Source organism: Mesoterricola sediminis, from assembly GCF_030295425.1.
Lineage (GTDB): Bacteria > Acidobacteriota > Holophagae > Holophagales > Holophagaceae > Mesoterricola > Mesoterricola sediminis.
In genome coordinates this window covers 4,052,955-4,079,068 of sequence record NZ_AP027081.1, presented here as the reverse complement: position 1 = coordinate 4,079,068, position 26,114 = coordinate 4,052,955, and the positions used below count along the sequence as shown (strand labels likewise).

Genomic DNA, 26,114 nt, shown 5'->3' with positions numbered 1-26,114 from the left:
GCCCCCTTAGATGCCGGACCGCGGGCCAGGGGTTCCGTTATAGTGGTTTGCAATTTCAAATCATGTCGAGGTGAGGCTTGCTCTACCTGCTCATTGCCGTGGCCGGGGCGTGGATCGCGTGGGAGGCCCTCATGCGCCGGGAGCGGGCGATCCTGGAGCGCCTCGGGGCCCTCGAGGCCGAGGTGGCGCGGCTCCGGCGCCCCCTGCCGCCCCCCGCCGCGGCGCCGTCCCCGGCGGCCTCCGCCGCCACGCCGTCCCCGGCGGTCCCCGCCGCCACGCCGTCCCCGGCGGTCCCCGCCGCCACGCCGTCCCCGGCGCCCCGCGCCGCGGCGCCATTCCCGGGGCTCCCGGCCGCGCCGGCGCCCAAGGTCCGCGGCCTGGACGACACGGTGGAGGTCGAGGTGCCCGCGTGGATCCGGGAGCTGCCTCCGCCGCCGGCCGCGCCCGCCCAGGCTCCGGTCCCGGCCTCCGCTCCCGTTCCCTCCCCGGTCCCGGCAGCCGCGCCGGTCCAGGCCCGCGCCCAGGCGCCGGGTCCGGTCCCCGCCCCCGTCCGGAACCCGGCTCCCGCCCCCGCGCCGGGCTTCGACTGGGAGGGCCTGGTCGGGGTCCGGCTCTTCTCCTTCGTGGCCGGGGTCGCCCTCCTCGTGGCCGCCATCGCGTTCCTGCGCTACAGCATCGAGCACGGCTGGCTCAGCCCGCCGGTGCGGATGGCGATCGGGATCGGGGTGGGCCTGGGCCTCCTGGTGGGCTGCGAGACCCGCTGGGCCCGGGCCTACCGGGTCACGTCGGAGGCCCTGGGGGCGGCGGGGGCCGCCACCCTCTTCGCCACCTTCTACGCGGCCTCGACCCTCTGGGAGCTCCTCCCGGCCGCCGCGGCGTTCCCGCTGATGGCCCTGACGGCGGCCGCGGCGGTGGGGCTCGCGATCCGGCGGGATTCCGTGGCGGTGGCCCTCCTCGGCCTCCTGGGGGCCTTCGCCACGCCGGTGCTGCTGGCCTCGGGCCAGGACCACCCGGCGACCCTCTTCGGCTACCTGGCCCTCCTCAACGTGGGGCTGGGCTGGGCCGCCCACCGCCGGGGCTGGCCCTTCCTGGGCGCCCTCTCCCTCGTCCTCACCGCGGGCTACCAGCTGGGCTGGGTCATCCGGTTCCTGGACGAGAGCAAGCTCGGGACCGGGTCGGCCATCTTCCTCCTGTTCCCCGTGCTGGGCTTCGGGACGGTGATCCTGACGGGCCGGGACCGGGAGGGGCAGCCCCCCCTCTTCCGCCTCGTGGCGGCCCTCTCGGCGGTGCCGCCCCTCCTCTTCGCGCTGACGCTGGCCCTGGAGCCCGCCTACGGCCGCCACCCGGGCCTGATGTTCGGGTTCCTCCTCCTGGTGGCCGCGGGGCTGGCGGTCATGGCCCTCGCGCGAGGCCCGGCGTGGCTCCACGCCCTGGGCGCGGGCGCCGTGCTGGCGGTCTGGGCCGCCTGGATCTCGGTGAGCTGGCAGCCCGGAGCCTGGCCCTGGATCCTGGGCTTCGTCCTGGCGTTCCAGGCCCTCTACCTGGCGGCGCCCCTCGCGGAGGTCCGGATCCCCGGCACCCGGCCCCTGGCGGGCTCCGGCCGGCTCGCGGTCTTCGCGGCGCCGCTCCTCGGCTTCGTGTACCCGGCCCTGGCGGCCCTGGCCCCCGGAGGCGGGGACCTCCTCCTGCCGGCCGCGGCCCTCGCGGGGCTGGCCCTCTGCGGCGCCCACGCGCTCCGGTTCTCGGAAGGCTGGGTCTGGCGCATCGCGGCCGTGGGGGCCGTGGCGGGCCTCGCGGCCTGGACCGGCCGGTACGGCGCCGCGGACACGGCCCCCGGCGCCCTGGGGGCCTGCGTCGCCACCGGCCTCGTCCTCCTGGGGGTTCCGGCCCTCCCCGGCCGCGGCGCCGTCCGCGCCTGGCCCGCGGGGCCGCGCCTGGAGGGCTTCCTGGGGCTGGCGCCCCTGCTCATCGTGCTGGCGATCGCGGCGGACGGCCACATCCAGCCCGGGCCCGGGCTCGTGGTCGCATCCCTGGCCCTGCTGGCGGCCGGGGCCGCGGCGGCCTCCCTCCGGACCGGCCTCGGCGCCCTCGCCGCGGGCGGGTTCCTGGGGGCCCAGCTCGTGCTGGGCGCCTGGATCTGCTTCGCGCCCCCCGCCCACCTGGGGATCGCCCCCTGGGCGGCGCTGGGCTTCGGCGCCGGCGCCTTCGCCACCTTCGAGGCGGGCCGGTCCCGGGGCGACGCCGGCTTCCCCTTCACGGCGGGCCTGGCCCTCCTCGGGGGCTTCGCGGCCCTCCTCTGCCTGCGGGAGGTCGCGCCCGCGGCGTTCCTGCCGGCGCAGGTCCTGGTCCAGGCCCTCCTGGCGGCGGGGCTCCTGGTCCTGGCCCGCCGCACCGGCGCCCAGGGCTGGTCCGTGGCCCTGGCGGCGGCCGGCGCCGTCGTGATGCTGGGCTGGGGCGGCCCGACCCGGGCCCAGGCCTGGCAGGCGCTGGCCGTGGCCGCGCCGTTCTACCTGCTCCAGGCGCTCAACCCCCTCCTCCTGGAACGGGAGGCGGGCCGGGACCGCCTGCCCTGGATCGCCTTCGCCCTGGCGTCCGCGGTCTTCTTCCTCGCGGCCCGCCCCGCCCTGGGCACCCTCGGGTGCGAAGGCGCCATCGGCCTCCTGCCCCTGGCCCAGGCCGCCCTCACCGCGCCGCACGTGCTCCGGGCCCGGGCCCTCGCGCGCGACGGCGGGTCCCGGACCCCGCTGGCCCTCGCGGCCGCGGTGGTGCTGGCCTTCGTCACCGTGGCGATCCCCCTCCAGCTGGACCGGGAGTGGATCACCCTGGGCTGGGCCCTGCTGGCCGCGGCCCTGGTCTGGCTCCACCGGCGGGTGCCCCATCGCGGGCTCCTCCTGTGGGCCGCCGCGCTCTACGCCGCGGTCTTCGTCCGCCTCGCCCTGAACCCGGCGGTGCTGACCTACCATCCGCGCGCCGAGATCCTGGTGTTCAACTGGTACCTCTACACCTACCTGGTGCCCGCCCTCTGCTGCTTCGCGGGGGCCTGGCTCCTCGCGCGGGACGGGGAGACGCCCGATCGCCTCCTCCGCATCCTGCGCGGGGCCCTGCCCGCGGGCGGCGCCGTCCTCCTCTTCCTCCTGCTCAACATCGAGATCGCCGACGCCTTCAGCGCCGGCGGCGCCCTCGCCTTCAACCTCACGGGGGGGACCCTGGCCGAGGGGCTGGCCACCACCATCGGGTGGGGCGTCTACGCCATCGTCGCCCTCGGGGCCGGGGTGGTCCTGCGCTCCCGGGCGACGCGGATCTCGGCGATCGCCCTGCTCACCGTCACCGTGCTCAAGGCCTTCCTGGTGGATCTCTCCAACCTGCGGGGCCTGTACCAGGCCGCCTCCTTCCTGGGGCTCGCCGTGTGCCTGGCGGGGGTGGCGGTGATCCTGCAGCGCTTCGTGCTGCGGGGAGGTCCGGAGGCCTGAATCAGCCCACGAATGTCTGGAGCACGCCGTTGCTCACCAGCATGCCCCGCGGGGTGAACCTCAGCCGCGGGCCGTCCCATTCCAGGAGGCCGCCCCGGGCGAAGGCGCGCATGCGGGCCTCCCAGGCGTCCACGAGGGGAACGAGGTTTTCCGCCTCGGCCCGGGCCCTCAGCGCGGCCCAGTCGACGCCGCGGTGCATGCGCAGGCCCAGGAGGGGCACTTCCGCCAGGGCCTCGGCGGCATCCAGCTCCTGCGCCTCCGGCTCGCCCCGGCCCTCCGCCCAGGCCTGGATGACCGGGGTCTCCGTCCAGCGCCGGGAGCCCAGGTGGGAGGCGGCGCCCGGTCCCACCCCCAGGTAGGGCCTGCGCTCCCAGTAGCGGGTGTTGTGGCGCGAGGCCTCGCCGGGCCGGGCATAGTTGCTGATCTCGTAGGGCTCCAGGCCGAGGGCGGGCAGCTCCCGCTGCAGGGCCTCGAAGACGTCGGCGACCTCGTCGTCGCTGGGGAGGACGAGGCTGCCGTCCTCGACGCGGGCCTTGAGGGGGCAGGCCTTGTCCAGGTCGAGCAGGTAGACGGAGAGGTGGGAGGCGCCCGCCGCCACGAGGGCCCGGGCATCCTCCAGCACCCGGTCCAGGCGCTGGCCGGGGATGCCCACCATGAGGTCGGCGCTGATGCGGCGGAAGCCGGCGCGGCGCGCCAGGTCCAGGGCCTCCAGGGCCTGGGCGGCGCCGTGGATGCGCCCCAGGTGGGCCAGGAGCGTGTCGTCCAGGGCCTGGACCCCCAGGCTGAGGCGGTCCCACCCGAGGGCCCGGGCGGCCTCCAGCCAGGGCAGGTCCACGGTGCCGGGGTTGGCCTCCAGGGTGGCCTCGTTCAGCGGGCCGAGGTCGAAGGCGGCCCGGATGGCCGCAGTGAGCCGGGCCAGCTCCTCCGCGGCGAGGATGGACGGGGTCCCGCCCCCCAGGTAGAGGGTGTCCACTTCCGGGCGGCCCAGCCAGCTGCCCCAATCGCCCAGGTCTCCGACCAGCCGATCCAGGACCGCGCCCTTGAGGGCCCCGTCGCGCGTGGTGACGAAGGAGCAGTAGGTGCACCGGTCCCTGCAGAAAGGGATGTGGACGTAGAGCCCGAGGGGCTCCCGCGGCGCCTCAGTCGAAGTGGGTGTCAAGGGCCTCGCACCAGAAGTGGTAGATCATGAGGTGGACTTCCTGGATCCGGGCCGTCACCCGGCTGGGGACGACGAGGCAGTCGTCGGCCAGCTCCCGCAGGCGCCCGCCGTCCCGGCCCAGGAGGCCGAGGGTGCGCAGGCCCAGGGCCTTGGCGGCCTCCACGGCGCGGATGACGTTGGGGCTGTTCCCGCTGGTGGAGATGCCGATGAGCAGGTCGCCGGGCCGGCCCAGGGCTTCCACCTGGCGGCTGAACACCTGGTCGAACCCATAGTCGTTCCCGATGGCGGTGAGGGCCGAGGTGTCCACGGTGAGGGCGATGCCGGCCAGGGCCCGCCGCTCCTTGACGTAGCGCCCGCTGAGTTCGGCCGCGAGGTGCTGGGCGTCGGCGGCGCTGCCGCCGTTCCCGCAGACCAGGATCCGGCCGCCGCGCCGGAGCCGCTCGGCCATGTCCGCCGCCTGCGCCAGGATGTGGTCGGCCTCGGCCTCGAAGAAGGCCTTCTTCAGGTCGACGGCGTCCTGGACGTGCTGGAGGAGGAGGTCGCGCATGGGGGCTCCGCGTGGCTTTCCAGTTTGACGCCAAAGCGCCTGGATTCAAATATCCCACCCGGCCCGTTCCGGGGATAATGGGGCAGGAGGAACCCATGGCCCCTGACGACCGTTTCGCGTGCCTCGACATGGACGTCATGGAGCAGCTGCTGGGCCTGGACGACGGCGCCGTGGGGCTCCTGGAGGAGATGATCGGCCTCTACCAGGAGGACACCCCGGGCCGCCTCGACGCGGTGGGCGACGCCCTGGGCCGGTCCGAGTGGTCCGACATGGCCGACGTGGCCCACGCCATCAAGGGGTCGGCGGGCACCATGGGCGCGCCCCGGGTCCGGGCCCTCGCCGCCCAGCTGGAATCTGGCGGGCGGACCGGCACGTGGGAGGGGGATCCGGCCGCGATCCTGGCCGCCCTGCGCGCGGCCTACACCGAGAGCCTCGGGGCCCTGGAGGCCTTCGTCGCCTCCCGCCGCTGAGGGCCGCCCGGGCGGAACGGCCCCCCTCCGCGGCGCGGAGGGGGGCCCGCCGGCTCAGCCCTTGAGGGTCGCCATGTCGATGACGAACCGGTACTTGACGTCGTTCTTCAGGAGGCGGGCGTAGGCCTCGTTCACCTTGGCGATGTCGATCATCTCCACGTCGGAGGTGATGCCGTGCTTGGCGCAGAAGTCGATCATCTCCTGGGTCTCCTTCATGCCGCCGATGCAGGATCCGGCCACGGTCTTGCGGCCGCCGATGAGGCTGCCGCCGTAGAGGGCGGGCTCCAGGGCCATGAGGGCGCCCACGAGCACCATGACGCCGTCGACCTTCAGGAGGCCGGCGTAGGGGTTGAGGTCGTGGCCGTTGGGGATGGTGTTGAGGAGGAAGTGGAAGCTGCCGGCGTGCCGCTTCATGGCCTCGGGGTCCGTGGACACCAGCACCTCGTCCGCGCCGAGGCGGAGGGCGTCGGCGCCCTTGGCGGGGGAGGTGGTGACCATCACGACGTGGGCGCCGAGGGCCTTGGCGAACTTGACGCCCATGTGCCCGAGGCCGCCCAGGCCGATGACGCCGACCTTCTGGCCGGAGCCCACGTTCCAGTGGCGCAGGGGGCTCCACGTGGTGATGCCCGCGCAGAGGAGGGGGGCCGCGCCGCGCAGGTCCAGCGCGGGGGGGATGTGGACGACGAACCGCTCCTCGGCGACGATCACGTCGGAGTAGCCGCCGAAGGTGAGGGTCCTGCCGTCCCGCTCCTTGCAGTTGTAGGTGAAGGTGGGGCCCTCCAGGCAGTACTGCTCGAGGTCGGCCTGGCACGAGGAGCAGGTGCGGCAGGAGTCGACCATGCAGCCCACGCCGGCGAAATCGCCCGGCTTGAGGCGCGTCACGTGGGCGCCGACCCGGGTGACCCGGCCGATCACCTCGTGGCCCGGGACCATGGGATAGAGCGAGTTGCGCCAGTCGTTCCTGGCCTGGTGGAGGTCGGAGTGGCAGATGCCGCAGTAGAGCACCTCGATCTGCACATCGTGGGGCCCTGGCTCCCTCCGCTCGAAGGTGAAGGGGACGAGGTCGGAGGCGGGGTCGTGCGCTGCGTAGCCTTTGGCCTGGATCATGGATCCTCCGGAAGTGGGACCTGGATTATGACACGCCCTAGTCGCTGAGCTTCACGCCGGGGGTGCCCTTGGGCGGGGGCTGGTCGCTGATCTGGGTCCGCCCGGAGGCGTCCACCCAGTGGTAGATGCGGGTGTTGCCCCGGGGCGGCTCGGCGGGCCGGGGCTGGGCCTCGGGGAGGGCCTTCTCCTCGACCTGGAAGCCGCCGCGGCCCTTCTTGAGGAGTTCCATGGAGCCCGCGGCCCTCGGGTCCGCCTGGACCAGGCGCTTGGTGAAGAGGTTCATCACCCGGGGCACGTAGGCCCGCGTCTCGGCGAAGGGGGGGATGCCCTTGTACTTGATGACGTTGGCCTCGCCGGCGTTGTAGGCGGCGATGACCCGGGGCAGGTCGCCCTGGAAGGCGTTCATGAGCCAGCGCAGGTACTTCACGCCGCCGGTGATGTTCTGCCGGGGGTCGAAGGGGTCCAGCACGCCGAAACGTTCGGCCGTCTGGGGCATGAGCTGCATGAGGCCCAGGGCGCCTGCCCGGCTCCGCGCTCGTGTGTAGAAGGCGCTTTCGGCCTGGATCACGGCCCGGGCCAGGAAGGGGTCCACCCCCTCCTCGGACGCGATGGTGTCCACCAGGGTGAGGAGCTCGGGGCTCTTCAGCACCTTGGCCATCTGGGTCGAGGTGATGGCCAGCCGGATCTGCCCGACGCCCACCCGCTTCAGGGTGAGGCCCTGGCCCTTCACGTACGAGGGCGGCAGGTTGTTGATGATCGTGTTCCCGTTCTTGTCGAAGTACGTGTAGAGGTAGGTCTGGCCCGGCTTCCCGGCGGCGGTGGCGGCCAGGGAATGGAGGAGGAGGAGGGGCAGGAGGCGTCTCATGGGTCGGCCCGTCCCCTATTCTAAGGGGGTTGTCACCGGTCGGCCCCCTCCCGGGGGGACCAGGTGATGTCCGGCACGGCCGCCACGGCGTTGGCGGCCCGGGCCAGCGCGAACAGCCAGTCACTCAAGCGGTTCAGGTACACGAGCACGTCCGAGGGGATGGGTTCGGCGGCCGCGAGGGCGACGGTCTCCCGTTCGGCGCGCCGGCAAACCGTGCGGGCCCAGTGGGCGTAGGCGGAAGCCTGGCAGCCGCCCGGCAGCACGAAGGCGGTAAGGGCGGGGGCCAGGGCGGTCAGGCGGTCGATGTCCGCCTCCATGGCGGCGATGGGCCAGGTGCCCCGGTCCAGGCGCTGGCCCAGCAGATCGGAGCGGTCGGCTGGAGTGGCGAGGGTGGCCCCCAGGGTGAACAGATCGTGCTGGACCCGTTCCAGGTGGCCCCCCGATTTCAGGGCCGGGGACAGGTGCGGGGCCAGCACCCCCAGGAGGCTGTTCAGCTCGTCGAGGGTCCCGTATGCGGCCAGACGGAGGTGCGACTTGGACACCCGCTCGCCCCCGAAGAGCCCGGTGGTGCCTTCATCGCCAGCGCGCGTATAGATCTTCACGGGGTCCCTCACTCGTGCCGCTTGCTCCAGGCCACGGTATCGGCCCGCCACTCGGACAGGGAGGCCATGTCCCGGGCCTCCAGGATGCCCTTCAGCTGGGCCTGTTCGGCCAGCTCGGGGAAGGTGGTGAGCACCTCCAGGGGTACGCCCGCCTCGGCGAAGGCGGCCTCGGCCTGGGGGAGCCCGTAGCTGAAGAGGGCCAGCACGCAGAGCACCTGGGCGTCCTCGTGGCGGAGGGCGTCCACGCACTTGATGCTGGAGCCGCCGGTGGAGATGAGGTCCTCGATGAGGACCACCCGGTGCCCGTCGGTGTGGGGGCCCTCGACCTGGCGCCCCATGCCGTGCTTCTTGGGCTCGGGCCGCACGTAGGCCATGGGCAGGCCCAGGTCGTCGGCGACGAGGGCGGCCCAGGCGATGCCGGCGGTGCTCGTGCCGGCGACGAGGGTCGGCGCGTGCTTCCGGGCGGCCTCGGCGAGGGCCGCGCGGATGCGGCCCCGCAGGGGGGGGAACCCCAGGAGCTGCCGGTTGTCGCAGTAGATGGGGCTCCTCAGGCCGGACGCCCAGGTGAAGGGCTTCCGGGGGCTGAGGCGGACGGCGCCGGCGTCGAGGAGGCCGGCCGCGAGATCGGATGCGAGCATGGGGGCTCCTACTTGACGACGATGCTCACGAGCTTGCCGCCCGGAGGCACGACCACCTTCACGATCGTCTTGCCGGCCAGGTGCGGCTGGGCCTCGGGGCAGGCCAGGGCGGCCTCGCGGCGGGCCTCCTCGCCGGCGGAGGCCGGGACCTGGACGCGGCCGCGGACCTTGCCGTTGACCTGGACCACCACGGTCACCTCGTCGGCGGTGAGCCAGCCCTCCTCGGCCACCGGCCAGGAGGCGTGCATGCAGAGGCCCGCGTGGCCGAGGGTCTCCCAGAGCTGCTCGGCCAGGTGGGGCGCGGCGGGGCTGAGCATGAGGGTGAAGACCTCCAGGGCGTGCTGCATCACGGGGCCCCGGTGGGGCGCGTCCGCGGGCAGGTCGGCGAGGGCGTTGGCCATCTCCATGAGGCTGGAGACGAGGGTGTTGAACTGGTAGCGGTGGCTCAGGTCGTCGGTGACCTTGTGGAGGGTCTGGTGGACCTTCACCATGAGGGCCTTCTCCTCGGCGGTGAGGACCTCCTTGGCGGGCACGGGCTCCTTGCAGGGGGCGTGGTCCTCGACCATGCGCGCGGCGCGGCGCAGGAACCGGGTGGCGCCCTCGATGCCCTCGAAGCCGGTCCAGTCGATCTCCTTCTCGATGGGGGCCGCGAAGATCATGAAGAGGCGGAGGGCGTCGGCGCCGTACTTGGCGATGACCTCGTCGGGGTCGACGATGTTGCCCTTCGACTTGGACATCTTGAACCCGTCCTTGAGCACCATGCCCTGGCAGATCAGCTTGCGGAAGGGCTCGTCGCCGGGCGCCAGGCCCAGGTCCCGCATGATCTTGTAGAAGTAGCGGGCGTAGATGAGGTGCATGGTGGCGTGCTCGATGCCGCCGATGTAGAGGTCGACGGGGCTCCAGGCGTCGGCCTCGGCCCGGGCGAAGGGGAGCTCGGTGTTCTTCGGGTCCAGGTAGCGCATCCAGTACCAGCTGGAGTCCACGAAGGTGTCCATGGTGTCCGTCTCGCGCCGGGACGGCTTGCCGCAGCGGGGGCAGGCGCAGTCCAGGAAGGTGCGGGAGGTCGTCAGGGGCGACGCGCCGGTGCCGGTGAAGGCGACGTCCTCGGGCAGGAGCACGGGGAGGTTCTCGGGCTTCTCGGGCACGACGCCGCAATCGGGGCAGTGGATGGTGGGGATGGGGGTGCCCCAGTAGCGCTGGCGGGAGAGGCCCCAGTCCTTCAGCTTGAAGGTCACGGCCTTCTCGGCGCGGCCGCCGAGCTTCGCGACCATGGCGTCCACGGCCGCCTCGGAGGTCAGGCCGTCGAACTCGCCGGAGTTCACGAGGATGCCGGGCTCCCAGGGGTCCGTGCTCTCGATGACCTTGGGGATCGGGAGGCCGTACTTCTCCGCGAAGGCGTGGTCGCGCTCGTCGTGGGCGGGCACGCCCATGACCGCGCCGGTGCCGTAGTCCATGAGGACGTAGTTGGCGGCGAAGATGGGCACCTTCTCGCCCGTGAAGGGGTGGATCGCCTCGAGCCGGGAGCGGTGGCCGAGCTTGATGTCGCTCATGAGGCGGTCCTCGCGGCTCATGGCGGCGACCTGGTCGCAGAAGGCCTTGAGCCCGGGGTCGCTCTCGGCGGCCTCCACGATGAAGGGGTGCTCCGTGGACAGGGCCATGAAGGTCACGCCGAAGAGGGTGTCCAGGCGGGTGGTGAAGACCTGCACCTGCTTCCCGTCGGCCAGGTCGAAGGTGAGGCGGGCGCCTTCGGACTTGCCGATCCAATGGCGCTGCATGGCCTTGACGTTCTCGGGCCAGTCCAGCTGGTCGTGGCCGGAGAGGAGCTCGTCGGCGTACTTGGTGATGGCGAAGAAGTACTGCTCCATGGGCTTCTGGACGACGGGGTGGCCCGTGCGCTCGTCCTTGCCGTCCACGACCTGCTCGTTGGCCAGGACCGTGCCCAGGGCCTCGCACCAGTTGACGTTGCGCAGGGCCCGGAAGACGTCGCCCCGCTCCCACATCTTGAGGAAGAACCACTGGTTCCAGCGGTAGTACTCGGGGAGGAAGGTGGCGATCTCCCGGTCCCAGTCGTAGCTGATGCCCATCTTCTGGATCTGGCCCTTCATCTCCTGGATGTTGGCCCGGGTCCACTTGGCGGGGTGGATGCCGTTCTTGATGGCGGCGTTCTCGGCGGGGAGCCCGAAGGAGTCCCAGCCCAGGGGGTTCATGACCTTGTCGCCCCGCATGCGGCGGAACCGCGCCACGACGTCGCCCAGGGTGTAGTTGCGCACGTGGCCCATGTGGATGCGGCCGCTGGGGTAGGGGAGCATGACCAGCATGTAGAACGTCCGGTCCGAGGCCTTGATCTCGGCGGCGCGGGGGGCCTTGAAGGCGCCGGCCTCCATCCAGCGCTGCTGGATCCTGGGTTCCTGCTGGAGCGGTTCGAAGGGCATGGCGGGTCCTCGCGGGTAAACCTAGAGTTTACCGGATGGGTCCCCGGCCCGCCATTCACCCCCGCCGGTCCTGTTCCCTCGCCAGCTGCCCGCAGGCCCCGGCCACGTCCTGGCCGCGGCTGCGGCGCACGCTGGCGGTGATGCCCTTGGCGGAGAGGATGCCCAGGAGCTCCGAGATGCGGGCCTCGTCGGGGGGCTGGAAACCGGAGCCCTCGTGGGGGTTGAAGGGGATGAGGTTCACCTTGGCCGGGAACCGGGAGGCGAAGGCCGCGAGGCGGCGCCCGTCCTCGGGGGCGTCCGTGACGCCCTTCAGAAGCACGTATTCCAGGGTGATGCGCTCTCCGGCCTCCAGGGGGAAGGCCGAGAGCTCCGCGGCCAGGTCCTCCAGCCCCCAGACCCGGTTCACGGGCATGATGCGGGACCGGTAGTCGTCCGTGGTGGCGTTGAGGCTCAGGGCGAGGCGGGGCCGGGGCCGGAAGGCGCCGAGGCGCCGGATGCCGGTGACGAGGCCGGAGGTGGAGACGGTGATCCGCCGGGGAGGGATGGCCAGGCCCTCGGGATCGGTGAGCAGGGCGAAGGCCTTCATGAGGTTGTCGAGGTTGTGGAGCGGCTCGCCCATGCCCATGAACACGAGGTTGACGGGCCGGCCCTGGGGGTGGGCGTGGGCGTTGAGCATGGCCACCACCTGGCCCACGATCTCGCCGGGCGTCAGGTTGCGCCGGATGCCCATCTGGCCCGTGGCGCAGAAGGTGCAGCCCATGGCGCACCCCACCTGGCTGGAGAGGCAGAGGGTGGTCCGGTCCTCGTAGGGCATGTGCACCCCCTCCACCACCGCGCCGTCCTCGAGCCGGAAGGCGTGCTTGGTGGAGCCGTCGGCGGAGGTGGCGCCGTCCACGAGGGCCGGCCATTCCAGGCGGACCTCGGCCTCCAGCCTGGACCGCAGGCCCTTGGAGAGGGAGGTGAAGGCGTCCCAGCCGGTCCAGCGCATGCGGTAGAGGCCCTGGTGGATCTGGACGGCGCGCCAGGGGCGCTCCCCCAGGCCCGCGACGAGGGCCTTGAGGGCCTCCAGGTCCATGCCGGCGGCGTTGGGCCGGGGGCCCGGGGCGAGTTCGGGGGCGGGGGCGTCCCAGTTCACATCGAGATCCGGAAGGTGCGGAGGAAGGCCCGGTCCTCCTCGGACCACGGGGCCGCCTCGGGTTCGGGCGCGCCGGGCTCCTCGGCCTCAAGGGCGGAGCGCGGCTGGAGGGCGATGGTGGCCTCCATGACCAGGGCGATGTCGTAGCCCCATTCCTGGACCTCCCGGGCCAGGGTCCGGACCTCCGGGTCCTGGGCCAGGGCGCGGACCATGGATTCGCCGAGGCGGTCCACGAGGGCCTTGAGATTGTCCGGAATGTCCATGGCCGCCTCCGTCCCCATGGTACTGCGGGGGCGGCCGGGGGTCACATGCGGAACCACCGCCGGATGCGGTCCAGGAACTCCTCGTGGAGGCTGGCGGCCCGCGGGGCCTCCTCGGGGCGGGGCTCCCGGGAGGCCATCAGGTCGGCGAGGCCCTCGATGATCTGGGGGTTGCGCTTCAGGCAGGCCTCCAGGGCGGCCTTGGGCATCTCCACGAGCTCGCAGGGGGCGGCGGCGACGATGGTGGCGCTGCGGGGGGACCCGGTGAGGAGGGAGCCCTCCCCGAACCAGTCGCCCGGCCCCAGGTCGGCCAGCACCTCCCAGAAGAGGCCGGTGTAGGGCTCCGTCCGTTCGGCAACCCGCACCACCTGGAGGGCGCCGGCCATGACCATGAACAGGGATTCGCCGGCGTCGCCCTCCCGGATGATGCCCTCCCCGGGGACGGCGCGGCGGAGGACGATGCCCTGCTGCAGCTCCGTCGCCCATTCGGCCGGGAGGTTCATCTTCCGGAGGAGGTCCTTGACCGTCCCCTCCTTCATGACGAGGGGGGGCACGTGGGGCGTCGTGGCCCCGTGGGGGCCCAGGAGGGGCACGCCGAGGCGGTTGAGCACGGTCTGGGCGAGGCGGACCGCCAGGAAGTTGCCCGCTCGTCCGTTGCGCCAGCCCAGGCTCCACCAGCGCAGCTCCAGGACGACGCCGCCCATGTCGAAGCTGTGGGAGACCACCTCGGGCTTGCGATGGGGGTGGTGGGGGATGCCCCCCAGGGCCTGCTCCAGGGCGGCCAGGGTGCGGTGCATGCCGGCGTGGGGCTGGACGGTGACCTTCAGGGTGCGCCGGTGCAGCCCCGAGGGGGCGTAGAGGTTGGTCACCACCGCCTGGGCGAGGATCCGGTTGGGGATGACCGTGGTGTCGCCGTTCTCGGTGATCATCTGGACGCAGCGCCAGGTCATGGTCTCCACCTGGCCCACGAGGGTCTCCTGGCCCGGGCCGCCGCGCAGGTTGCCGGTCACCTCGATCCAGTCCCCCACCCGGAAGGCCTCGTCCAGCTGCATGGAGATGCCCGCGAAGAGGTTGCCCAGGGTCTCCTGGAGCGAGAGGCCCACGACGGCCGCCGCGATGGCGCCGGTGCCCAGGAGGGCGCCGGGCTGGACGCCGGCCATGCGGTTGAGGAGCAGGACGGCGGCGGTGACGTAGAGGGCGAAGACCACCAGGTCCCGGGCGAAGCCGGGGACAGCGGTCTTCCGGTCGCTGAGGAGGGGGTCCAGGAGGAGCCAGGTGAAGAGGCGGATGCCCAGGTAGGCGCCCACCACCGCGAAGAGGGCCGTGGCGGCCCGGATGAACGGGGGATGGTGCTGCTGGGTGCCGAGGGTGAAGGCCCCCAGGCCCAGGGCGGCCAGGAGGAGGGCGTAGGCGGCGACGCGCCGCCGGACACTGACCGCCGTTCTGAGATCCCGGAACATGGGGGCATTCTACCGGACTCGGCCGGTCCCTCCGCCCTTTAATCCGCCGCTCAGCGCTTGCGGAAATGGCTCCAGACGAACCAGGCGACGCCCGCCAGGATGACGGCGCCGATGACCAGGTCCAGGCGGTGGAACCACACCCCGAGCGTGTCCCACTTCTCGCCCAGCTTGTAGCCCACCCAGGCCAGGCCCAGGCACCAGGGCAGGCTGCCGGCGAAGGTGTACAGGTGGAACTTGGTGCGGTCCATGCGGGCGATGCCGGCGGGGAGGGCGATGAAGGTGCGGATGACGGGCAGCATGCGGCCCGCCAGGATGGCCCAGTGGCCGAACCGCTCGAAAAAGCGATGGGCCTGGTCCAGGTGATCCAGGTTGAGGAAGATGTAGCGTCCGTACTTCTCCACGGCGCGGCGGCCGCCCCAGGCGCCCAGCTCGTAGGCGGGGATGGAGCCCAGGTTGCAGCCCAGGGCGCCGAAGATCCCGGCGATCCAGATCTGCGCGGCGGGGTTGCCGGCGCCCAGGCCCATGAACGTCATCTGCCCCTTGAAGGCCAGGAACCCGGCGAAGGGCATGATCACTTCACTGGGGAGGGGGATGCAGGCGCTTTCAATGCCCATGAGCAGGGTGACGCCCAGGGGGCCCATGGCGGCCATGACGGCGGTCATCCACGCGACGACAGGTGCGAGCAATCGGTGAAGCAATCGAGACTCCTGAACCCCTAAGCGTAACCTGGAATAGACTGGATCCATGAGCGAAGACCTCGTCCGCAACCGCAAGGCGACCCACGTGTACACGATCCTGGACACGTGGGAGGCGGGCATCGCCCTGGTGGGCACCGAGGTGAAGGCCCTGCGGGGCGGCCACGGTCAGCTCCAGGACGCCTACGTGGACGGGGAGAAGGGCGAACTGTGGCTCAAGCAGGCCAATATCAGCCCGTACGCCTTCGGCACCTACGCCAACCACGACCCCCTGCGCCCCCGGAAGCTGCTCCTCAACCGTGCTGAAATCACCAAGATCCTCGCCCGGGTGGACCGCAAGGGGCTGACCATCGTTCCCCTGGCCATCTACCTGAACCCCCGGGGCCGCATCAAGGTGCGGATCGGCCTGGCCGAGGGCAAGACGATGGGCGACAAGCGGGAGGCCCTGAAGGAGCGGGAGAACAAGCGCGAGCTGGACCGCATCCGCAAGGGGGACCGGGAGTAGGGGCTCAGTGCCTCAGCTTCAGCAGGTCCTGGAAGATGATCAGGGCGAAGAGCCCGACGATGAAGATGAAGCCGCCGGTGAGGATGCGCTCCTTCACCCGGGCGGACAGGTCCCGGCCCCGGATCTTCTCGATGATGAGGAGGAGGGCATGGCCGCCGTCCAGGAAGGGGATGGGCAGGGCGTTGAGGATGGCCAGGTTCATGGAGATGAGGGCCAGGAGGGCCATGAACTGCATGAGGCCGGCCTTGGCGGCGCGGCTGCCGACCCGGGCGATGGTGATGGGGCCGCCCACCTCCTTGACGCTTACGCGTCCGGTGATGAGCTTGCCGAAGTTGCCCAGGATGTCCACGCCCAGGCGCCAGCTCTCCCGGGTGGCGAAGGTGGTGCCGGTCCACAGGTCGCTGGCCTTCAGGGGGCGCTTCTCGAAGGTCCAGGCGGTGGGTTCGAAGTTGACGCCGATGCGGGCCGAGCCCGGGTCCCCCTGGGGCACGAGGGAAAGGGACACCTGCCGGCCGTCCCGGTCCAGGACCACGGGGAGGGACTTGCCCGCCTGGCTCCGCACGTAGGGGATCACCTCGTCGCTGGCGTTCCCGGGGAAGCGCAGGTCCCCCAGGACGCGGATCTGGTCCCCGGCCTGGATCCCGGCCTTGGCGGCCGGCAGGTCCTTCACCGCCTCCAGCACCATCAGGGGGCTGGACTGGGGCTTGGCGGAGACCACCCGGGCGCTGTGGACGCCCAGGAAGAAGAAGACCACGACCGTGATGAGGATGTTGGCGAGGATGCCGCCGCCGTAGAAGGCGAGGCGCTTCCAGGCCGGCTGGGCCAGGAAGCCGTGGGGGTCCTCGGCGTCCGGGTCCTCGGGGTTGTAGCCCGCGAGCCGGACGTAGCCCCCCAGGGGGAGCAGGGAGAGGCGGACGTCGGTCTCCTTCCAGGCGAAGCCCGCGACGCGGGGACCGAAGCCCAGGGAGAAGACCTCCACGGGGAGGCCCATCCACTTGGCCACGAGGAAGTGGCCGAGTTCGTGGAAGAAGATGAGGCTGACCAGCAGGATGACGGGTCCCCAGAACCCGACGCCGGGGATGAGGGACACGAGGGCCAGGGCCGGTACCGTGAAGAGAAGGCGCTTCATGCTGTTCCTGTGGGAGCGTGGTGGCGGATCCAGGTGGCGGCCGCCGCCCGGGAGCGCCGGTCGACTTCCATCACCTGATCCAGAGTATGGGCGGGTTCCGCCGGAATGCCGTCGAGGACCGCGGCCACGCAGGCCTGGATGGCCCAGAAGCCGAGGTGACCGGCCAGGAAGGCGGCCACGGCCTCCTCGTTGGCGGCGTTGAGGATCGCCGGGGCGGTGCCCCCGGCCTCGAGGGCCTTGTAGGCGAGGCCCAGCAGCGGGAACCGCGCCAGGTCCGGGGTCTCGAAGGTCCACTGGCGGGAGGCCTCCCAGTCGTAGGGGGGCACGGGGCCCGGGATCCGGTCCGGGTGGAGGAGGGCGTACTGGATGGGCAGCTTCATGTCGTTGGCGCAGACCTGGAGCTGGTAGGTGCCGTCCTCGAAGCCGACCATGGCGTGGACCTGGCTCTGGGGGTGGATGGTCACCTGGATGGCGGCGGGGGCCAGCCCGAAGAGGTGGGCGGCCTCGATGACCTCCAGCCCCTTGTTCATGAGGGTCGCCGAATCGATGGTGATCTTGGGCCCCATCTTCCAGGTGGGGTGGTTGAGGGCCTCGTCCACCGTGGCGGCCTGGATCCGCTCCAGGGACCAGGTGCGGAAGGGGCCGCCGCTGGCGGTGATGCGCACCTCCCGGACCGGGACCCGGCTTCCCGCGAGGAGCTGGTGGAGGGCGGCGTGCTCGGAATCCACGGGCAGGAGCTCCCCGCCCCCGGCCTCCAGGGCCTGGCGCATGAGGGCGCCGCCCACGACGAGGCTCTCCTTGTTGGCCACGCAGACCCGCATGCCGGCGCGCAGGGCGGCCTCGGTGCTCGCCAGCCCCGCGGCGCCCACGACGGCGGCCAGGAGGGTGTCGGCGCCCGATTCCAGGGCGCAGGCCTTCAGGCCCTCCATGCCGTGCAGGACGTCGGCCTTGTGGTCGAGGTTGGCGGCGATCCAGGCGGCGTCCTCGGCCCGGGAGACGGAGATCAGCCGGGGGCGGAAGCGCCGGGCCTGGGCGAGCATGAGGTCGCGGTTGCGTCCGGCGGCGAGGGCGGCCACCTCCAGGCGCCCGGGGTGGGCCGCCACCACGTCCAGGGTGGAAGTGCCGATGGATCCCGTCGACCCGAGGAGTGCGATCCTGCGCATCGTTCAGTTCAGCCCGTGGACGAAGTGGACGTAGGCGTAGAACACCGGCGCCGCGAAGGCGAGGCTGTCGAGCCGGTCCAGCATGCCCCCGTGGCCGGGGATGGAGATGGAGCCCATGTTGGAGTCCTTGACGCCGGCGCTGCGCTTCCAGGTGCTCTCGGCCAGGTCGCCGAGCTGGCCCGCCGTGCCCAGGAGGAGGCCGATGGCGACGGCGTCCACGGCCGTCCACTGGACGCACACGAAGGCGCGGATCACGAAGGCCGCCGCGACGTTGCCGGCCAGGTTGCCCAGGGCGCCCTCCCAGGACTTCTTCGGGCTGACCCGCCTGGCGAGCTTGTGGCGCCCCAGGAGGCTCCCCACGAAGTAGGCCGTCGTGTCGCCCATCCAGGTGATGAGGAAGAGGGCGAGCACGAGGCGGCCCCCGGTGTTGGAGAGGGTCGTCTCCGTGAACATGAAGAGCTTCATGATGAAGCCGGTGCCCAGGCCCATGTAGAGGGCGCCCATCCAGGTGATGGCCTGGCTCGTGAGGGCCTTGTCCAGGTCGCGGTCGAAGAAGAGGGCCCCGAAGTGGATGACGATGGCGCCGAAGGCGAGGACGGCCCAGAGGGGCAGGGGGTCCGTCACGTCGCGGCCCACCAGGAAGAAGTGGACGAGGATGCCCCAGGCCGCGAGGGTGCCGGCCGGGAAGGAGGGGTTGTGGCCGAGCTTCCGGCCCATGAGGGTCAGCTCGTGCACGCCCATGGCCGCGGCCAGGGCCAGGACCCCGAGGAAGACGGCCTTGGCCCAGGGCTGCGCGCCCTGGTAGAGGAGGGTGAAGAAGAACACGGCGAAGACGAGGGCGGAGCCGACGCGGACGGCCAGGTTGGCCTTGTCGATGCCGGGCCTCGTGGCGGGGGTGGCGGCGGTCATGGGGCGGTCTCCGGTCATATGCCGCCGAAGCGGCGTTCGCGCTGGGCGAAGGCTTCCAGGGCCTCCCGGAGCTGGGGGCCCCGGAAGTCCGGCCAGAGGCATTCGGTCATGTAGAACTCGGCGTAGGCTGCCTGCCAGAGCAGGAAATTCGAGATCCTGAGCTCCCCGGAGGTCCGGATGAGCAGATCGACGTCCGGCACGCCCGCCGTCCAGAGGCGGGAGGCCAGGGCCGCCTCGTCCACCTCCCCGGGGGCCAGGCCGTCCTCCACGCATCGGCGCGCCGCGTGGGCCAGTTCCAGCCGGGACCCATAGTTGACGGCCAGGTGGAAGACCATGCCCGTGTGGTCCGCGGTCTGGGCCTCCAGGGCGCGCAGATCGGCCAGAATGCCGTCCGGCAGGCCCTCCTCGCACCCCAGGTGGTGGAACCGGATCCCCCGGCGCCGCAGCTTGGGGAGGAACATGCGCAGGTACATGCGCAGGAGGGCCATGAGCATGGCCACTTCCGGGGCGGGCCGCTTCCAGTTCTCGGTGGAGAACGCGTAGAGCGTCAGGTGCTCGATCCCCAGGGCGCTGGCCTCGTCCAGGATGTCCTGGACGGCCCGGACCCCCTCCTTGTGACCCTTGATGCGGGGCCAACCGCGCTGGGCCGCCCAGCGTCCGTTGCCGTCCATAATGAGCGCGACGTGGCGGGGGAGGCTCAAGACAACTCCAAGGGGGGCTCCGGAGGGAAAGGGTGTGCTGCGGATTCTAACATGGGTGCACTTCAGCCCCTCTGGAAGGCATAAAATGCATACGGGCGAGCGTTTCGGCCCGGCGGTTGCGGTAATCTGGTCGCATACTGGGGAAACGGCGCATACGCATGGTCCAATTCAACACCCGAGCCAATGAGATCCTGCTCAAGCTGGTCTATTACGGGCCGGGTCTCTCGGGCAAGACGACGAACCTCCAGGCCCTGCACGCCATGTGCGCCGAATCCAACCGGGGCGAGATGTTCTCCGTGAACACGCAGGAGGACCGCACCCTCTTCTTCGACCTGCTGCCCATCAACCTCGGCTACATCTACGGGAACGCCATCCACCTGCAGATCTACACCGTCCCCGGCCAGGTGCAGTACGACGCCAGCCGGCGCGTGGTGCTGGGGGGCAGCGACGGCGTGGTCTTCGTGGCCGATTCCAGCGAGTCCAAGATGCAGGAGAACGTGGACTCCCTGTCGAACCTCTACCACAACCTCAACGCGAACCGGCTGAACATCAAGCAGATCCCCTTCGTCCTGCAGTACAACAAGCGGGACCTGGGGGACGCCATGCCGGTGGGCGTCATGAACCGCCGCCTCAACTTCCGGTCGGTGCCGTACTTCGAGTCCGTCGCCAACCGCGGGGAAGGGGTGCTGGACACCTTCCTGGCCATCACCCGGGAGACGGTGGGCACCACGTTCCGGAAATACCACCTGGACAAGAAGATCAAGGATTTCGATGAGATGCTCAACCTCATCGAGTCCAACATCCGCGCCAGCATGCGGGAGTTCCCCCGGGCCGAGGCCGAACCCGCGCCGCCCCAGCCCGAGTCCACGATCCTCCGCCACGCGGGGGTGAGCATCAACGAACTGGCCCCCGGCAAGGTGGCCGACGCCCAGGACCTGCTGGAGGACGCCCTCAAGTCCAACATGGAGACCGCCCGCCTCTACTCGGAGCTGCGGACGGCCCAGGAGTCCCTGGAGAAGAAGAACCAGGAGCTCCACACCCTCTATTCCCAGCTGGAGCGGGCGAACCAGGACAACCTGAAGACCCGGCGCTACCTGGAGGGGCTCGTCCAGAGCGTGGGCGAGGCCATCATCAGCTTCAGCGCCGACGGCCGCATCCTCACCTGGAACGCCGCGGCCGAGCAGATCTTCGGCTATCCCCGCGTGGAGATCGTGGGCCGCTCCATCCACCAGCTCACCCCCCCCGCCCGGGGCGGGGAGGTCGAGCAGGCCATGGCCGTGGTGGCCGGGGGACAGATCATCCGGGACGTGCCCACGAGCCGCCTGCGCAAGGACGGCACGGAGTTCCCGGTGCTCATCACCTACGCCCCCATCCGGGGCGCGGATGAGCGGGTGCTGGCCTACTCTGCCCTCATCCGGGACGAAGCCGACCGCAAGCGCCTGGAGGTCCAGCTGGGCGAAGCGGAGCACGTGGGCACCCTGGCGCGGATCCTGCCGTCCATGTTCAACGAGCTGTCCAATCGCTTGGCGCCGCTCGTCCTGCACCGGGACCTGTACCTGCAGGAGCTGGGGGACCCCCTGGCCGCGGAGCGGGCGGGGAGGATCTTCGCGTCCATCGATCACATCCAGGCCCTGCTGCGGCCCCTCCTCATGGTCTTCTCGCCCAGCGCGCCCCGCCTCGAGGCGGTCCAGCTCAACACCCTGGTGCAGGAGGCCCTCAAGCGCATGGAGCCCGAGGCCGCCGCCGCGGGCGTGGCCCTGGACCTGAGCCTGGACCCGGCCCTGCCGGAGGCGGCCCTGGACCCGGCCCTGCTCCGGGAGGGACTCGTCTGCCTGTTCCGGGTGGCCATCCGGGCCTCGGCCCGGTCCGCGGGGAAGCGCGTGCGCGTGGGAACCCGCCGGACGTCCGCTGGCCTCCAGCTCGTTTCCCAGGACACCGGTCCGGCCCTGCCGGAGGAAGCCGCCCGCCGGGTGTTCGACGTCGCCCAGGCGGCCGACGCCGACTCCCTGGGCACCAGCGTCATCGCCGCCGTCGCGCGGGCCCACGGGGGCCGCGTCTCGGTGCGCAGTCAGGAAGGCCTCGGCAACGCATACCTGGTGGAGCTCCCCATGTCCGAAGCAGCCCCCTCCTCCCCGAACGTTCCCGCCCTCGAGGGACATCGCGTGCTGGTGGTGGACGATGAACCCTTCCTGCTGGAGTGCCTCAACGACGCCATCACCTCCTGGGGATGCGAGGTGGTGTCCTGCTCCCTGGCCGCCGAGGCCATCCAGAAGCTCCAGGGCGACACCTTCGACCTCGTCGTCTCGGACATCCGCATGCCCGGCCTGAGCGGCATCCAGCTCTACGGGTGGATCCAGGAGCACCAGCCGGCCATGAGCCGCCGCGTCCTCTTCACCACCGGCGACTCCTTCGACCCCGAGACCCGCGCCTTCCTGGAATCGTCGAACCTGCCCCACCTGGGCAAGCCCTTCGATCTCAAGCGCCTGAAACAGTCCCTCGCCGACCTGCTGGCCTCGGCCTCCTAGCCCTGGCTCGCCCAGCGGCGCACGAGGTCCCAGGCGTCCGCTTCGGCGCAGGGGCCGTTGAGGATGACCGCGAAGACCCGCCGGCGGCCGTCCAGCATCTGCAGGTAGCCGCAGACGCTGGTGACGCCGTTGAGATGCCCGGTCTTGCACCGGATGCGCCGGGCCAGGTCCGGGTCCTTGATGTGGAGCCGGAAGGGCTCGCCCCCGATGATCTTCAGGGAGCCGACCATTTCGGGGCCCACCTCGAAGTCGTTCCAGGCGGCCCGGAGGACGATGGCCAGGGTCCGCGCGGAGAGGTGGTTCTCCTTGGAGAGGCCCGAGCCGTCCGTGAGGGCCACCTTGTCGGGACCCAGGTCCAGCATGGTCTGGTAGAAGGCCTGGATCTGCCGGATGCCCTGGGTCCAGGTGCCGCCGCCGAAGCGCTTGACGAGCATCTCGATCATGAAGTTGTTGGAGAACTTGTTGATGTCCCCCACCAGGTCCCGGAGGGGCAGGGAGGGGAAGGCGAGGAGGCGCCGGCCCTCCGAGCCGGAGGGGCCGCCCTCCACGGTGATGCCCGCCTGGCGCAGGGTGCGGGCGAGGGTTTCGAGGGCGAGGCGGTCGGGGTCCTTGACCAGCCGGCCGTCCTCCTTGTTGAAATTCACGGAGAAGGGGAGGATGGGCGGGGTCGTGTTGCTGGAGGTGCCCTCCCAGCCGTTCCCGTAGCGCTGGTCGTCGAAGGCGCCCTGGTCGATGCGCAGCTTGCCGGACACGGTGCGGACCCCCCGGGCCTTCAGCTCCTCGGCGAGGAGCCACAGGCGCTCGCCGGTGAGGAAGGGGTCCCCGGCCCCCTTGAAGACCAGGTCCCCGGCGACGGTGTCGCCGCGCAGGTCGCCCCACACCTCGGTCTCGATCCGGTAGTTGGGCTTCCAGGTCTTGAGGAGGGCGTAGGTGGACAGGACCTTGGTGGTGCTGGCGGGCACCAGGGCGAGGTCCATCTGGTGGCCCTCCAGGAGCCGGCCCGTCTCCAGGTCCCACAGGCCCGCGGAGGCGCGGATGTTCCGGGCCTCCATGCGCTGGACCCAGGCGCCCATGGGGTCGAGGGCGGCCGCGGGCAGGGCGAGGAGGAGGCACAGGGCGAGCAGGGCGCGTCGGATCATGGCGTGGGGCGTTCCGGGGTCACGGGGTGGTGGACTTGGTGTCGCCGCTCTTGGCCGGCGCCTCGGTTGCGTCCTTGCCGGGGGTCCCGGTGGCCGGGGCGGCCAGGAGGTTGGCGGCGGGCCCGGCCAGGCCGAGCATGTTGCCCGTGGCGGAGAAGGTCCAGTCGCTGATGAGGGTCTTGCCGTTGTAGATCTTGAACGCGTTGTCCGTGCACCGGCTCCGCACCCCGACGATGGGCAGGCCCGTGGTGTCGCCGGAGGCGCCGGGCTGGACGGCGGTGATGAGCTCCCATTCCCCGTCGGCCACCATGGGGTCCGTGTAGATCTGGCGGATGACCCGGGGCCGGAGCTTGCCCAGGTCGTCCAGGCTGAGGGGATAGCCCCCGGTCCGCGCCTTGTAGGCCCGGATGGCGCCGGCGATGGACTGGCCCCGGAAGATCAGCTCCGCCTCGCGGTCCCGCTGGACCTCGGTGGAGAGGGTGGGCTGCACGGCGGTCAGGAGGATCCCCATGCCGACGATGATCGCCAGCAGCATGGCCAGGATGAAGCCCCGCGACCCTCTGTGCTCGTCCCCGCCACGCGCCATGCCTGACCGGCCCTCCTGACCCATTCTAGGAGCCTGGCCGCGATAGGGAAGGGCGATCCGCGCCGCCTCAGTGCCCCAGCAGGTCCAGGAAGGCGGCCACCAGGCCGGGATCGAAGTGGGTGCCGGAGAGTTTCCGGATCTCGACGAGGGCCTCGTCCTCTGGCTTGGCAGCCCGGTACGGCGTGGGGGACGTCATCATCTCGTAGGCCTCGACCAGGCGGATGATGCGGCTGCCGATGGGGATCGCCTCCCCCTGGAGGCCCGAGGGGTAGCCCGATCCGTCCCAGTTCTCGTGGTGGTGGCGGATGATCTCCAGGACGTTGAAGGGGAAGTACAGGTCCTTGAGGAAGGTGGAAGCCAGCAGGGGGTGGGTCCGCACCTGGGCCAGCTCCTCGGAGCTCAGGCGCGGCTTGTCCAGCACCCGGTAGTCCAGGAGCAGGGTGCCCACGTCGTGGAGGATGGCCGAGATGCTGACGGCCTCCACCTCCGCGGTGGAGAGTTCCAGGCGGCGGGCCAGGTCCCGGCTCCGCTCGGCCGTGTTCACGCTGTGCGCCCGGATGGCCGGAAGGCGGCCCTCCGCCGAGGACAGGATCCGGTGGCTGACGGAGAGGAAGGCCTGGTGGTAGCGCTCGTGGAGGCGGACCTCCTGGAGGTAGAAGCCGAGCATCCGGGAAACCTGACGAACGTCCTCCTGCTCCTGCGCCGTGAAGGGGCGGTCCTCGATGCGGAGCAGCATCAGCAGGTTGTCCTCGCCCACCTCCTCCTCCAGGAACACGGGCAGGACGGTGGCGAAGTGCCCGGCCACGGGATCCCGCTCGGGCCATTCGGCCTTGAGGAGCAGGCGGATGTCCTTGCGCTTCAGGCGGGAGACCTGGGCCAGGGTCTGGCCGATGAGCTGGTGCTTCAGGTCGTTGGAGAGGGGGAACCGGCTGTAGGCGAGGAGGGGCCTCACGTCGGCGGGGTCGCTGAGCCAGAGGGCCACGGCCGTGGACGGGGCCAGCCGGCAGAGGAGGTTCGCCGTCTCCCAGAAGAAGGTCTGCTGCTCCGGAAGGAAGGCCTCGGGGTCGCCGGCCAGGATCTCCTTGAACGGATCGCCGGGGGACGAGGTGCGCGCGAGGGCGGTGGCCGATCCGGACGTGCCCGTGCCGCCCCAGGCCGGCGCCGTGCCGGTGCCGGCGGCGGGTTCGATGCGCGCCAGGGCCGCCGGGGGCGGGGCGTGGACGCGGAGGGCGGGGACCTCCTCCTGGGCCGTGGCCTGGGGCTCCAGGGCCGGGGTGTCGCCGGGCCAGGTCTCCAGGTCGTCGGCGGGGCCGAGGGTGCGGAGGGCTTCCACGAAGTCCTCGCAGATGGACTGGATCACGGGGTCCTGCCGTTCCGGCTCGAAGGCGCCGCCCCGGGGCGGGTCGCGCTGGATCAGGAGGCCCCGCCACTCGCCGCGGTCGTAGACCGGGGCCAGGTGGAAGCGCGGATGCTCGGATCCGGCGGAGAAGGCCTGGAGTTCCCGGGAGCCCCGGCTGTCGTTCACGGCGAGTCCCCGCTTCTCGCGGCTCACCATGACCAGGAGGGGGTCCAGGGGCGGAAGGTGGGCCGGCGGCGGCATGTTCCGGGGCCACCCGTAGTGGACGGCCAGGTCGAAGCCCCGGGTCGCCGGGTCCAGCATGTAGAAGGCGGCCTTGGTGGTGCCCAGGTCCTCCAGGCAGCGGTAGAGCACCTGCGCCAGGCGCTGCTGGAGCGGTTCATTGAGCCCTGGGGGGAGCGCCGGCATGGACATGGACCTCGCGCTTGGGGAAAAACGGCATCCGTGTGATCACCGTATCCTACGCGATGACGGCCTTCCCGTCCATGGCCCAGGCGCCCGTCTAGAGGCGGACCACCATCGTCGCCTGGGGGCCCCGGGCGCCCTGGGCGATCTCGAACTGGACGCGGGCGTTCACGTCCAGGGTCCGGATCCCGCCCTTCAGGACGGCGGACTGGTGGACGAAGATGTCGGGGCCGCCCTCGTCGGGGGTGATGAATCCGAAGCCCTTCTGGGCACTGAAGGATTTCACGAAGCCAGCCGTCATGGTGTCCATCCCCGGGCGGGGGGTCCGCCCAGAACCCAGCCTAGACAGGGCCCTTGATGGGTTCAATCATGTTAATTTCATGCCAAAAAAAGGGGGCGCCCATCACAGGCGCCCCCCGCGAAACGATCCGCGGATGCTACAGCTTCACGACGTTGGTGGCCTGGGGCCCCTTCTGGCCCTGGGCGACCTCGAAGCTCACGCGCTGGTTCTCGGTGAGGGTGCGGAAGCCGCGATCCTGGATGGCGGAATGATGAACGAAAAGATCGGCGCCACCTCCGTCGGGGGTGATGAAGCCGTAGCCCTTTTCAGCGTTGAACCACTTGACGGTGCCTTCGGACATTGAAGCCTTCTTCCTGCGGGGCGTCGCCCCAGTGCCTGGTGGGTATGTCAGGGTCCTTGCCAGGCCAAGGATCCAGGGGGAGAGGGACCTCCCGGTGCGCGATGGACAACCTGCCTTCGGCAGATGCCCCCTGGAGGTTAGCACGGCCCCCCAGGCCCAACAACACAATACGGCGAACAAAAAAGCGGCCTCCGGGCCCTTGGGCGGGGGGGCC

General features: G+C 71.4%; 24 protein-coding genes. 4 read left to right on the top strand and 20 right to left on the bottom strand.

Translation table 11 applies throughout. From position 1 onward, the window contains the following. Nucleotides 1–77: 77 nt before the first annotated feature. The gene (locus R2J75_RS17750; RefSeq protein WP_316410719.1) at nt 78–3,470 is read left to right on the top strand and encodes a DUF2339 domain-containing protein; all 3,393 of its coding nucleotides are present in this window, start codon (nt 78–80) and stop codon (nt 3,468–3,470) included. Between the two features lies 1 nt (nt 3,471). Here R2J75_RS17750 and hemW read toward each other — a convergent pair whose 3' ends face one another. Further along, nucleotides 3,472–4,629, bottom strand: coding sequence for a radical SAM family heme chaperone HemW (hemW, locus tag R2J75_RS17745; RefSeq protein WP_243329014.1), 1,158 nt, complete (start codon nt 4,627–4,629; stop codon nt 3,472–3,474). Further along, nucleotides 4,610–5,176, bottom strand: a complete 567-nt coding sequence (gene gmhA / locus R2J75_RS17740; RefSeq protein ID WP_243329015.1) for a D-sedoheptulose 7-phosphate isomerase — start codon at nt 5,174–5,176, stop codon at nt 4,610–4,612. The genes hemW and gmhA overlap by 20 nt, the downstream gene beginning before the upstream one ends. 95 nt (nt 5,177–5,271) lie before the next feature. On the opposite strand from gmhA, the gene R2J75_RS17735 reads away from it, so the two are divergent. Next, nucleotides 5,272–5,646, top strand: a complete 375-nt coding sequence (locus R2J75_RS17735; protein ID WP_243329016.1) for an Hpt domain-containing protein — start codon at nt 5,272–5,274, stop codon at nt 5,644–5,646. A gap of 54 nt (nt 5,647–5,700) precedes the next feature. On the opposite strand, the gene R2J75_RS17730 is transcribed toward R2J75_RS17735, so the two are convergent. From R2J75_RS17730 to R2J75_RS17690, 9 genes are read right to left on the bottom strand one after another with little or no spacing between them, the layout of a single operon-like run. Continuing rightward, nucleotides 5,701–6,753 carry an NAD(P)-dependent alcohol dehydrogenase gene (locus tag R2J75_RS17730; RefSeq protein ID WP_316410718.1) on the bottom strand — a complete coding sequence of 351 codons (1,053 nt, stop codon included), beginning with the start codon at nt 6,751–6,753 and terminating at the stop codon, nt 5,701–5,703. A 37-nt stretch (nt 6,754–6,790) separates the two neighbouring features. After that, a complete protein-coding gene (locus R2J75_RS17725; RefSeq protein WP_243329018.1) occupies nt 6,791–7,618 on the bottom strand; it encodes a transglycosylase SLT domain-containing protein in 828 nt (275 codons plus the stop codon). 32 nt (nt 7,619–7,650) lie between these two features. Then, entirely contained in the window at nt 7,651–8,220 is a 570-nt protein-coding gene (locus tag R2J75_RS17720) for a cob(I)yrinic acid a,c-diamide adenosyltransferase (RefSeq protein WP_316410717.1), read from the bottom strand. An 8-nt stretch (nt 8,221–8,228) separates the two neighbouring features. Continuing rightward, the gene (locus tag R2J75_RS17715) at nt 8,229–8,858 is read right to left on the bottom strand and encodes an orotate phosphoribosyltransferase (RefSeq protein WP_316410716.1); all 630 of its coding nucleotides are present in this window, start codon (nt 8,856–8,858) and stop codon (nt 8,229–8,231) included. 8 nt (nt 8,859–8,866) lie between these two features. After that, complete coding sequence (gene leuS, locus R2J75_RS17710) at nt 8,867–11,290, bottom strand: leucine--tRNA ligase (protein ID WP_243329021.1); 2,424 nt, start codon at nt 11,288–11,290, stop codon at nt 8,867–8,869. Nucleotides 11,291–11,345: 55 nt separating this feature from the next. Then, nucleotides 11,346–12,425 carry a 23S rRNA (adenine(2503)-C(2))-methyltransferase RlmN gene (gene rlmN / locus R2J75_RS17705; protein ID WP_316410715.1) on the bottom strand — a complete coding sequence of 360 codons (1,080 nt, stop codon included), beginning with the start codon at nt 12,423–12,425 and terminating at the stop codon, nt 11,346–11,348. After that, complete coding sequence (locus R2J75_RS17700; RefSeq protein WP_243329023.1) at nt 12,422–12,688, bottom strand: hypothetical protein; 267 nt, start codon at nt 12,686–12,688, stop codon at nt 12,422–12,424. The genes rlmN and R2J75_RS17700 overlap by 4 nt, the downstream gene beginning before the upstream one ends. 41 nt (nt 12,689–12,729) lie before the next feature. Beyond that, nucleotides 12,730–14,145 carry a cyclic nucleotide-binding domain-containing protein gene (locus tag R2J75_RS17695; RefSeq protein ID WP_243329024.1) on the bottom strand — a complete coding sequence of 472 codons (1,416 nt, stop codon included), beginning with the start codon at nt 14,143–14,145 and terminating at the stop codon, nt 12,730–12,732. Between the two features lie 50 nt (nt 14,146–14,195). Continuing rightward, on the bottom strand, nt 14,196–14,843 hold the full coding sequence (locus tag R2J75_RS17690) for a DedA family protein (RefSeq protein ID WP_243329025.1): 648 nt from the start codon (nt 14,841–14,843) through the stop codon (nt 14,196–14,198). A gap of 46 nt (nt 14,844–14,889) precedes the next feature. On the opposite strand from R2J75_RS17690, the gene smpB reads away from it, so the two are divergent. Further along, nucleotides 14,890–15,345 carry an SsrA-binding protein SmpB gene (gene smpB, locus R2J75_RS17685; protein ID WP_243329026.1) on the top strand — a complete coding sequence of 152 codons (456 nt, stop codon included), beginning with the start codon at nt 14,890–14,892 and terminating at the stop codon, nt 15,343–15,345. Nucleotides 15,346–15,349: 4 nt separating this feature from the next. Here smpB and rseP read toward each other — a convergent pair whose 3' ends face one another. Genes rseP through uppS form a run of 4 tightly spaced genes read right to left on the bottom strand, consistent with a single transcriptional unit; the run spans nt 15,350 to nt 19,247 of the window. After that, nucleotides 15,350–16,474 carry an RIP metalloprotease RseP gene (gene rseP / locus R2J75_RS17680; RefSeq protein WP_316410714.1) on the bottom strand — a complete coding sequence of 375 codons (1,125 nt, stop codon included), beginning with the start codon at nt 16,472–16,474 and terminating at the stop codon, nt 15,350–15,352. Beyond that, nucleotides 16,471–17,637: a 1-deoxy-D-xylulose-5-phosphate reductoisomerase gene (gene dxr, locus R2J75_RS17675; protein WP_243346036.1), complete on the bottom strand. Its 1,167-nt coding sequence runs from the start codon at nt 17,635–17,637 to the stop codon at nt 16,471–16,473. The genes rseP and dxr overlap by 4 nt, the downstream gene beginning before the upstream one ends. 3 nt (nt 17,638–17,640) lie before the next feature. Continuing rightward, on the bottom strand, nt 17,641–18,546 hold the full coding sequence (locus R2J75_RS17670; protein ID WP_243329029.1) for a phosphatidate cytidylyltransferase: 906 nt from the start codon (nt 18,544–18,546) through the stop codon (nt 17,641–17,643). Nucleotides 18,547–18,560: 14 nt separating this feature from the next. Further along, complete coding sequence (uppS, locus tag R2J75_RS17665; protein ID WP_243329030.1) at nt 18,561–19,247, bottom strand: polyprenyl diphosphate synthase; 687 nt, start codon at nt 19,245–19,247, stop codon at nt 18,561–18,563. 158 nt (nt 19,248–19,405) lie between these two features. On the opposite strand from uppS, the gene R2J75_RS17660 reads away from it, so the two are divergent. Next, nucleotides 19,406–21,772, top strand: a complete 2,367-nt coding sequence (locus tag R2J75_RS17660) for a response regulator (RefSeq protein WP_243346035.1) — start codon at nt 19,406–19,408, stop codon at nt 21,770–21,772. Here R2J75_RS17660 and R2J75_RS17655 read toward each other — a convergent pair. From R2J75_RS17655 to R2J75_RS17635, 5 genes are all read right to left on the bottom strand, one after another. Continuing rightward, nucleotides 21,769–22,911, bottom strand: coding sequence for a D-alanyl-D-alanine carboxypeptidase/D-alanyl-D-alanine-endopeptidase (locus tag R2J75_RS17655; protein WP_243329031.1), 1,143 nt, complete (start codon nt 22,909–22,911; stop codon nt 21,769–21,771). The two genes, R2J75_RS17660 and R2J75_RS17655, sit on opposite strands and share 4 nt — an antisense overlap. Nucleotides 22,912–22,930: 19 nt before the next feature. Then, entirely contained in the window at nt 22,931–23,497 is a 567-nt protein-coding gene (locus R2J75_RS17650; RefSeq protein ID WP_243329032.1) for a type II secretion system protein, read from the bottom strand. A 67-nt stretch (nt 23,498–23,564) separates the two neighbouring features. After that, nucleotides 23,565–25,268 carry an HD-GYP domain-containing protein gene (locus R2J75_RS17645; protein WP_243329033.1) on the bottom strand — a complete coding sequence of 568 codons (1,704 nt, stop codon included), beginning with the start codon at nt 25,266–25,268 and terminating at the stop codon, nt 23,565–23,567. An 88-nt stretch (nt 25,269–25,356) separates the two neighbouring features. Beyond that, nucleotides 25,357–25,560 carry a cold-shock protein gene (locus R2J75_RS17640; RefSeq protein ID WP_243329034.1) on the bottom strand — a complete coding sequence of 68 codons (204 nt, stop codon included), beginning with the start codon at nt 25,558–25,560 and terminating at the stop codon, nt 25,357–25,359. A gap of 136 nt (nt 25,561–25,696) precedes the next feature. Further along, a complete protein-coding gene (locus R2J75_RS17635; RefSeq protein ID WP_243329035.1) occupies nt 25,697–25,900 on the bottom strand; it encodes a cold-shock protein in 204 nt (67 codons plus the stop codon). Nucleotides 25,901–26,114: the final 214 nt, after the last annotated feature.

Bases quoted from the DNA above. Each gene is read 5' to 3' on its own strand.
- gmhA (WP_243329015.1), bottom strand. From the start codon at position 5,176: ATGCGCGACCTCCTCCTCCAGCACGTCCAGGACGCCGTCGACCTGAAG.
- R2J75_RS17735 (WP_243329016.1), top strand. From the start codon at position 5,272: ATGGCCCCTGACGACCGTTTCGCGTGCCTCGACATGGACGTCATGGAG.
- R2J75_RS17730 (WP_316410718.1), bottom strand. From the start codon at position 6,753: ATGATCCAGGCCAAAGGCTACGCAGCGCACGACCCCGCCTCCGACCTC.
- R2J75_RS17725 (WP_243329018.1), bottom strand. From the start codon at position 7,618: ATGAGACGCCTCCTGCCCCTCCTCCTCCTCCATTCCCTGGCCGCCACC.
- R2J75_RS17715 (WP_316410716.1), bottom strand. From the start codon at position 8,858: ATGCTCGCATCCGATCTCGCGGCCGGCCTCCTCGACGCCGGCGCCGTC.
- leuS (WP_243329021.1), bottom strand. From the start codon at position 11,290: ATGCCCTTCGAACCGCTCCAGCAGGAACCCAGGATCCAGCAGCGCTGG.
- R2J75_RS17700 (WP_243329023.1), bottom strand. From the start codon at position 12,688: ATGGACATTCCGGACAATCTCAAGGCCCTCGTGGACCGCCTCGGCGAA.
- R2J75_RS17695 (WP_243329024.1), bottom strand. From the start codon at position 14,145: ATGTTCCGGGATCTCAGAACGGCGGTCAGTGTCCGGCGGCGCGTCGCC.
- smpB (WP_243329026.1), top strand. From the start codon at position 14,890: ATGAGCGAAGACCTCGTCCGCAACCGCAAGGCGACCCACGTGTACACG.
- rseP (WP_316410714.1), bottom strand. From the start codon at position 16,474: ATGAAGCGCCTTCTCTTCACGGTACCGGCCCTGGCCCTCGTGTCCCTC.
- dxr (WP_243346036.1), bottom strand. From the start codon at position 17,637: ATGCGCAGGATCGCACTCCTCGGGTCGACGGGATCCATCGGCACTTCC.
- R2J75_RS17670 (WP_243329029.1), bottom strand. From the start codon at position 18,546: ATGACCGCCGCCACCCCCGCCACGAGGCCCGGCATCGACAAGGCCAAC.
- R2J75_RS17660 (WP_243346035.1), top strand. From the start codon at position 19,406: ATGGTCCAATTCAACACCCGAGCCAATGAGATCCTGCTCAAGCTGGTC.
- R2J75_RS17655 (WP_243329031.1), bottom strand. From the start codon at position 22,911: ATGATCCGACGCGCCCTGCTCGCCCTGTGCCTCCTCCTCGCCCTGCCC.
- R2J75_RS17650 (WP_243329032.1), bottom strand. From the start codon at position 23,497: ATGGCGCGTGGCGGGGACGAGCACAGAGGGTCGCGGGGCTTCATCCTG.
- R2J75_RS17645 (WP_243329033.1), bottom strand. From the start codon at position 25,268: ATGTCCATGCCGGCGCTCCCCCCAGGGCTCAATGAACCGCTCCAGCAG.
- R2J75_RS17640 (WP_243329034.1), bottom strand. From the start codon at position 25,560: ATGACGGCTGGCTTCGTGAAATCCTTCAGTGCCCAGAAGGGCTTCGGA.
- R2J75_RS17635 (WP_243329035.1), bottom strand. From the start codon at position 25,900: ATGTCCGAAGGCACCGTCAAGTGGTTCAACGCTGAAAAGGGCTACGGC.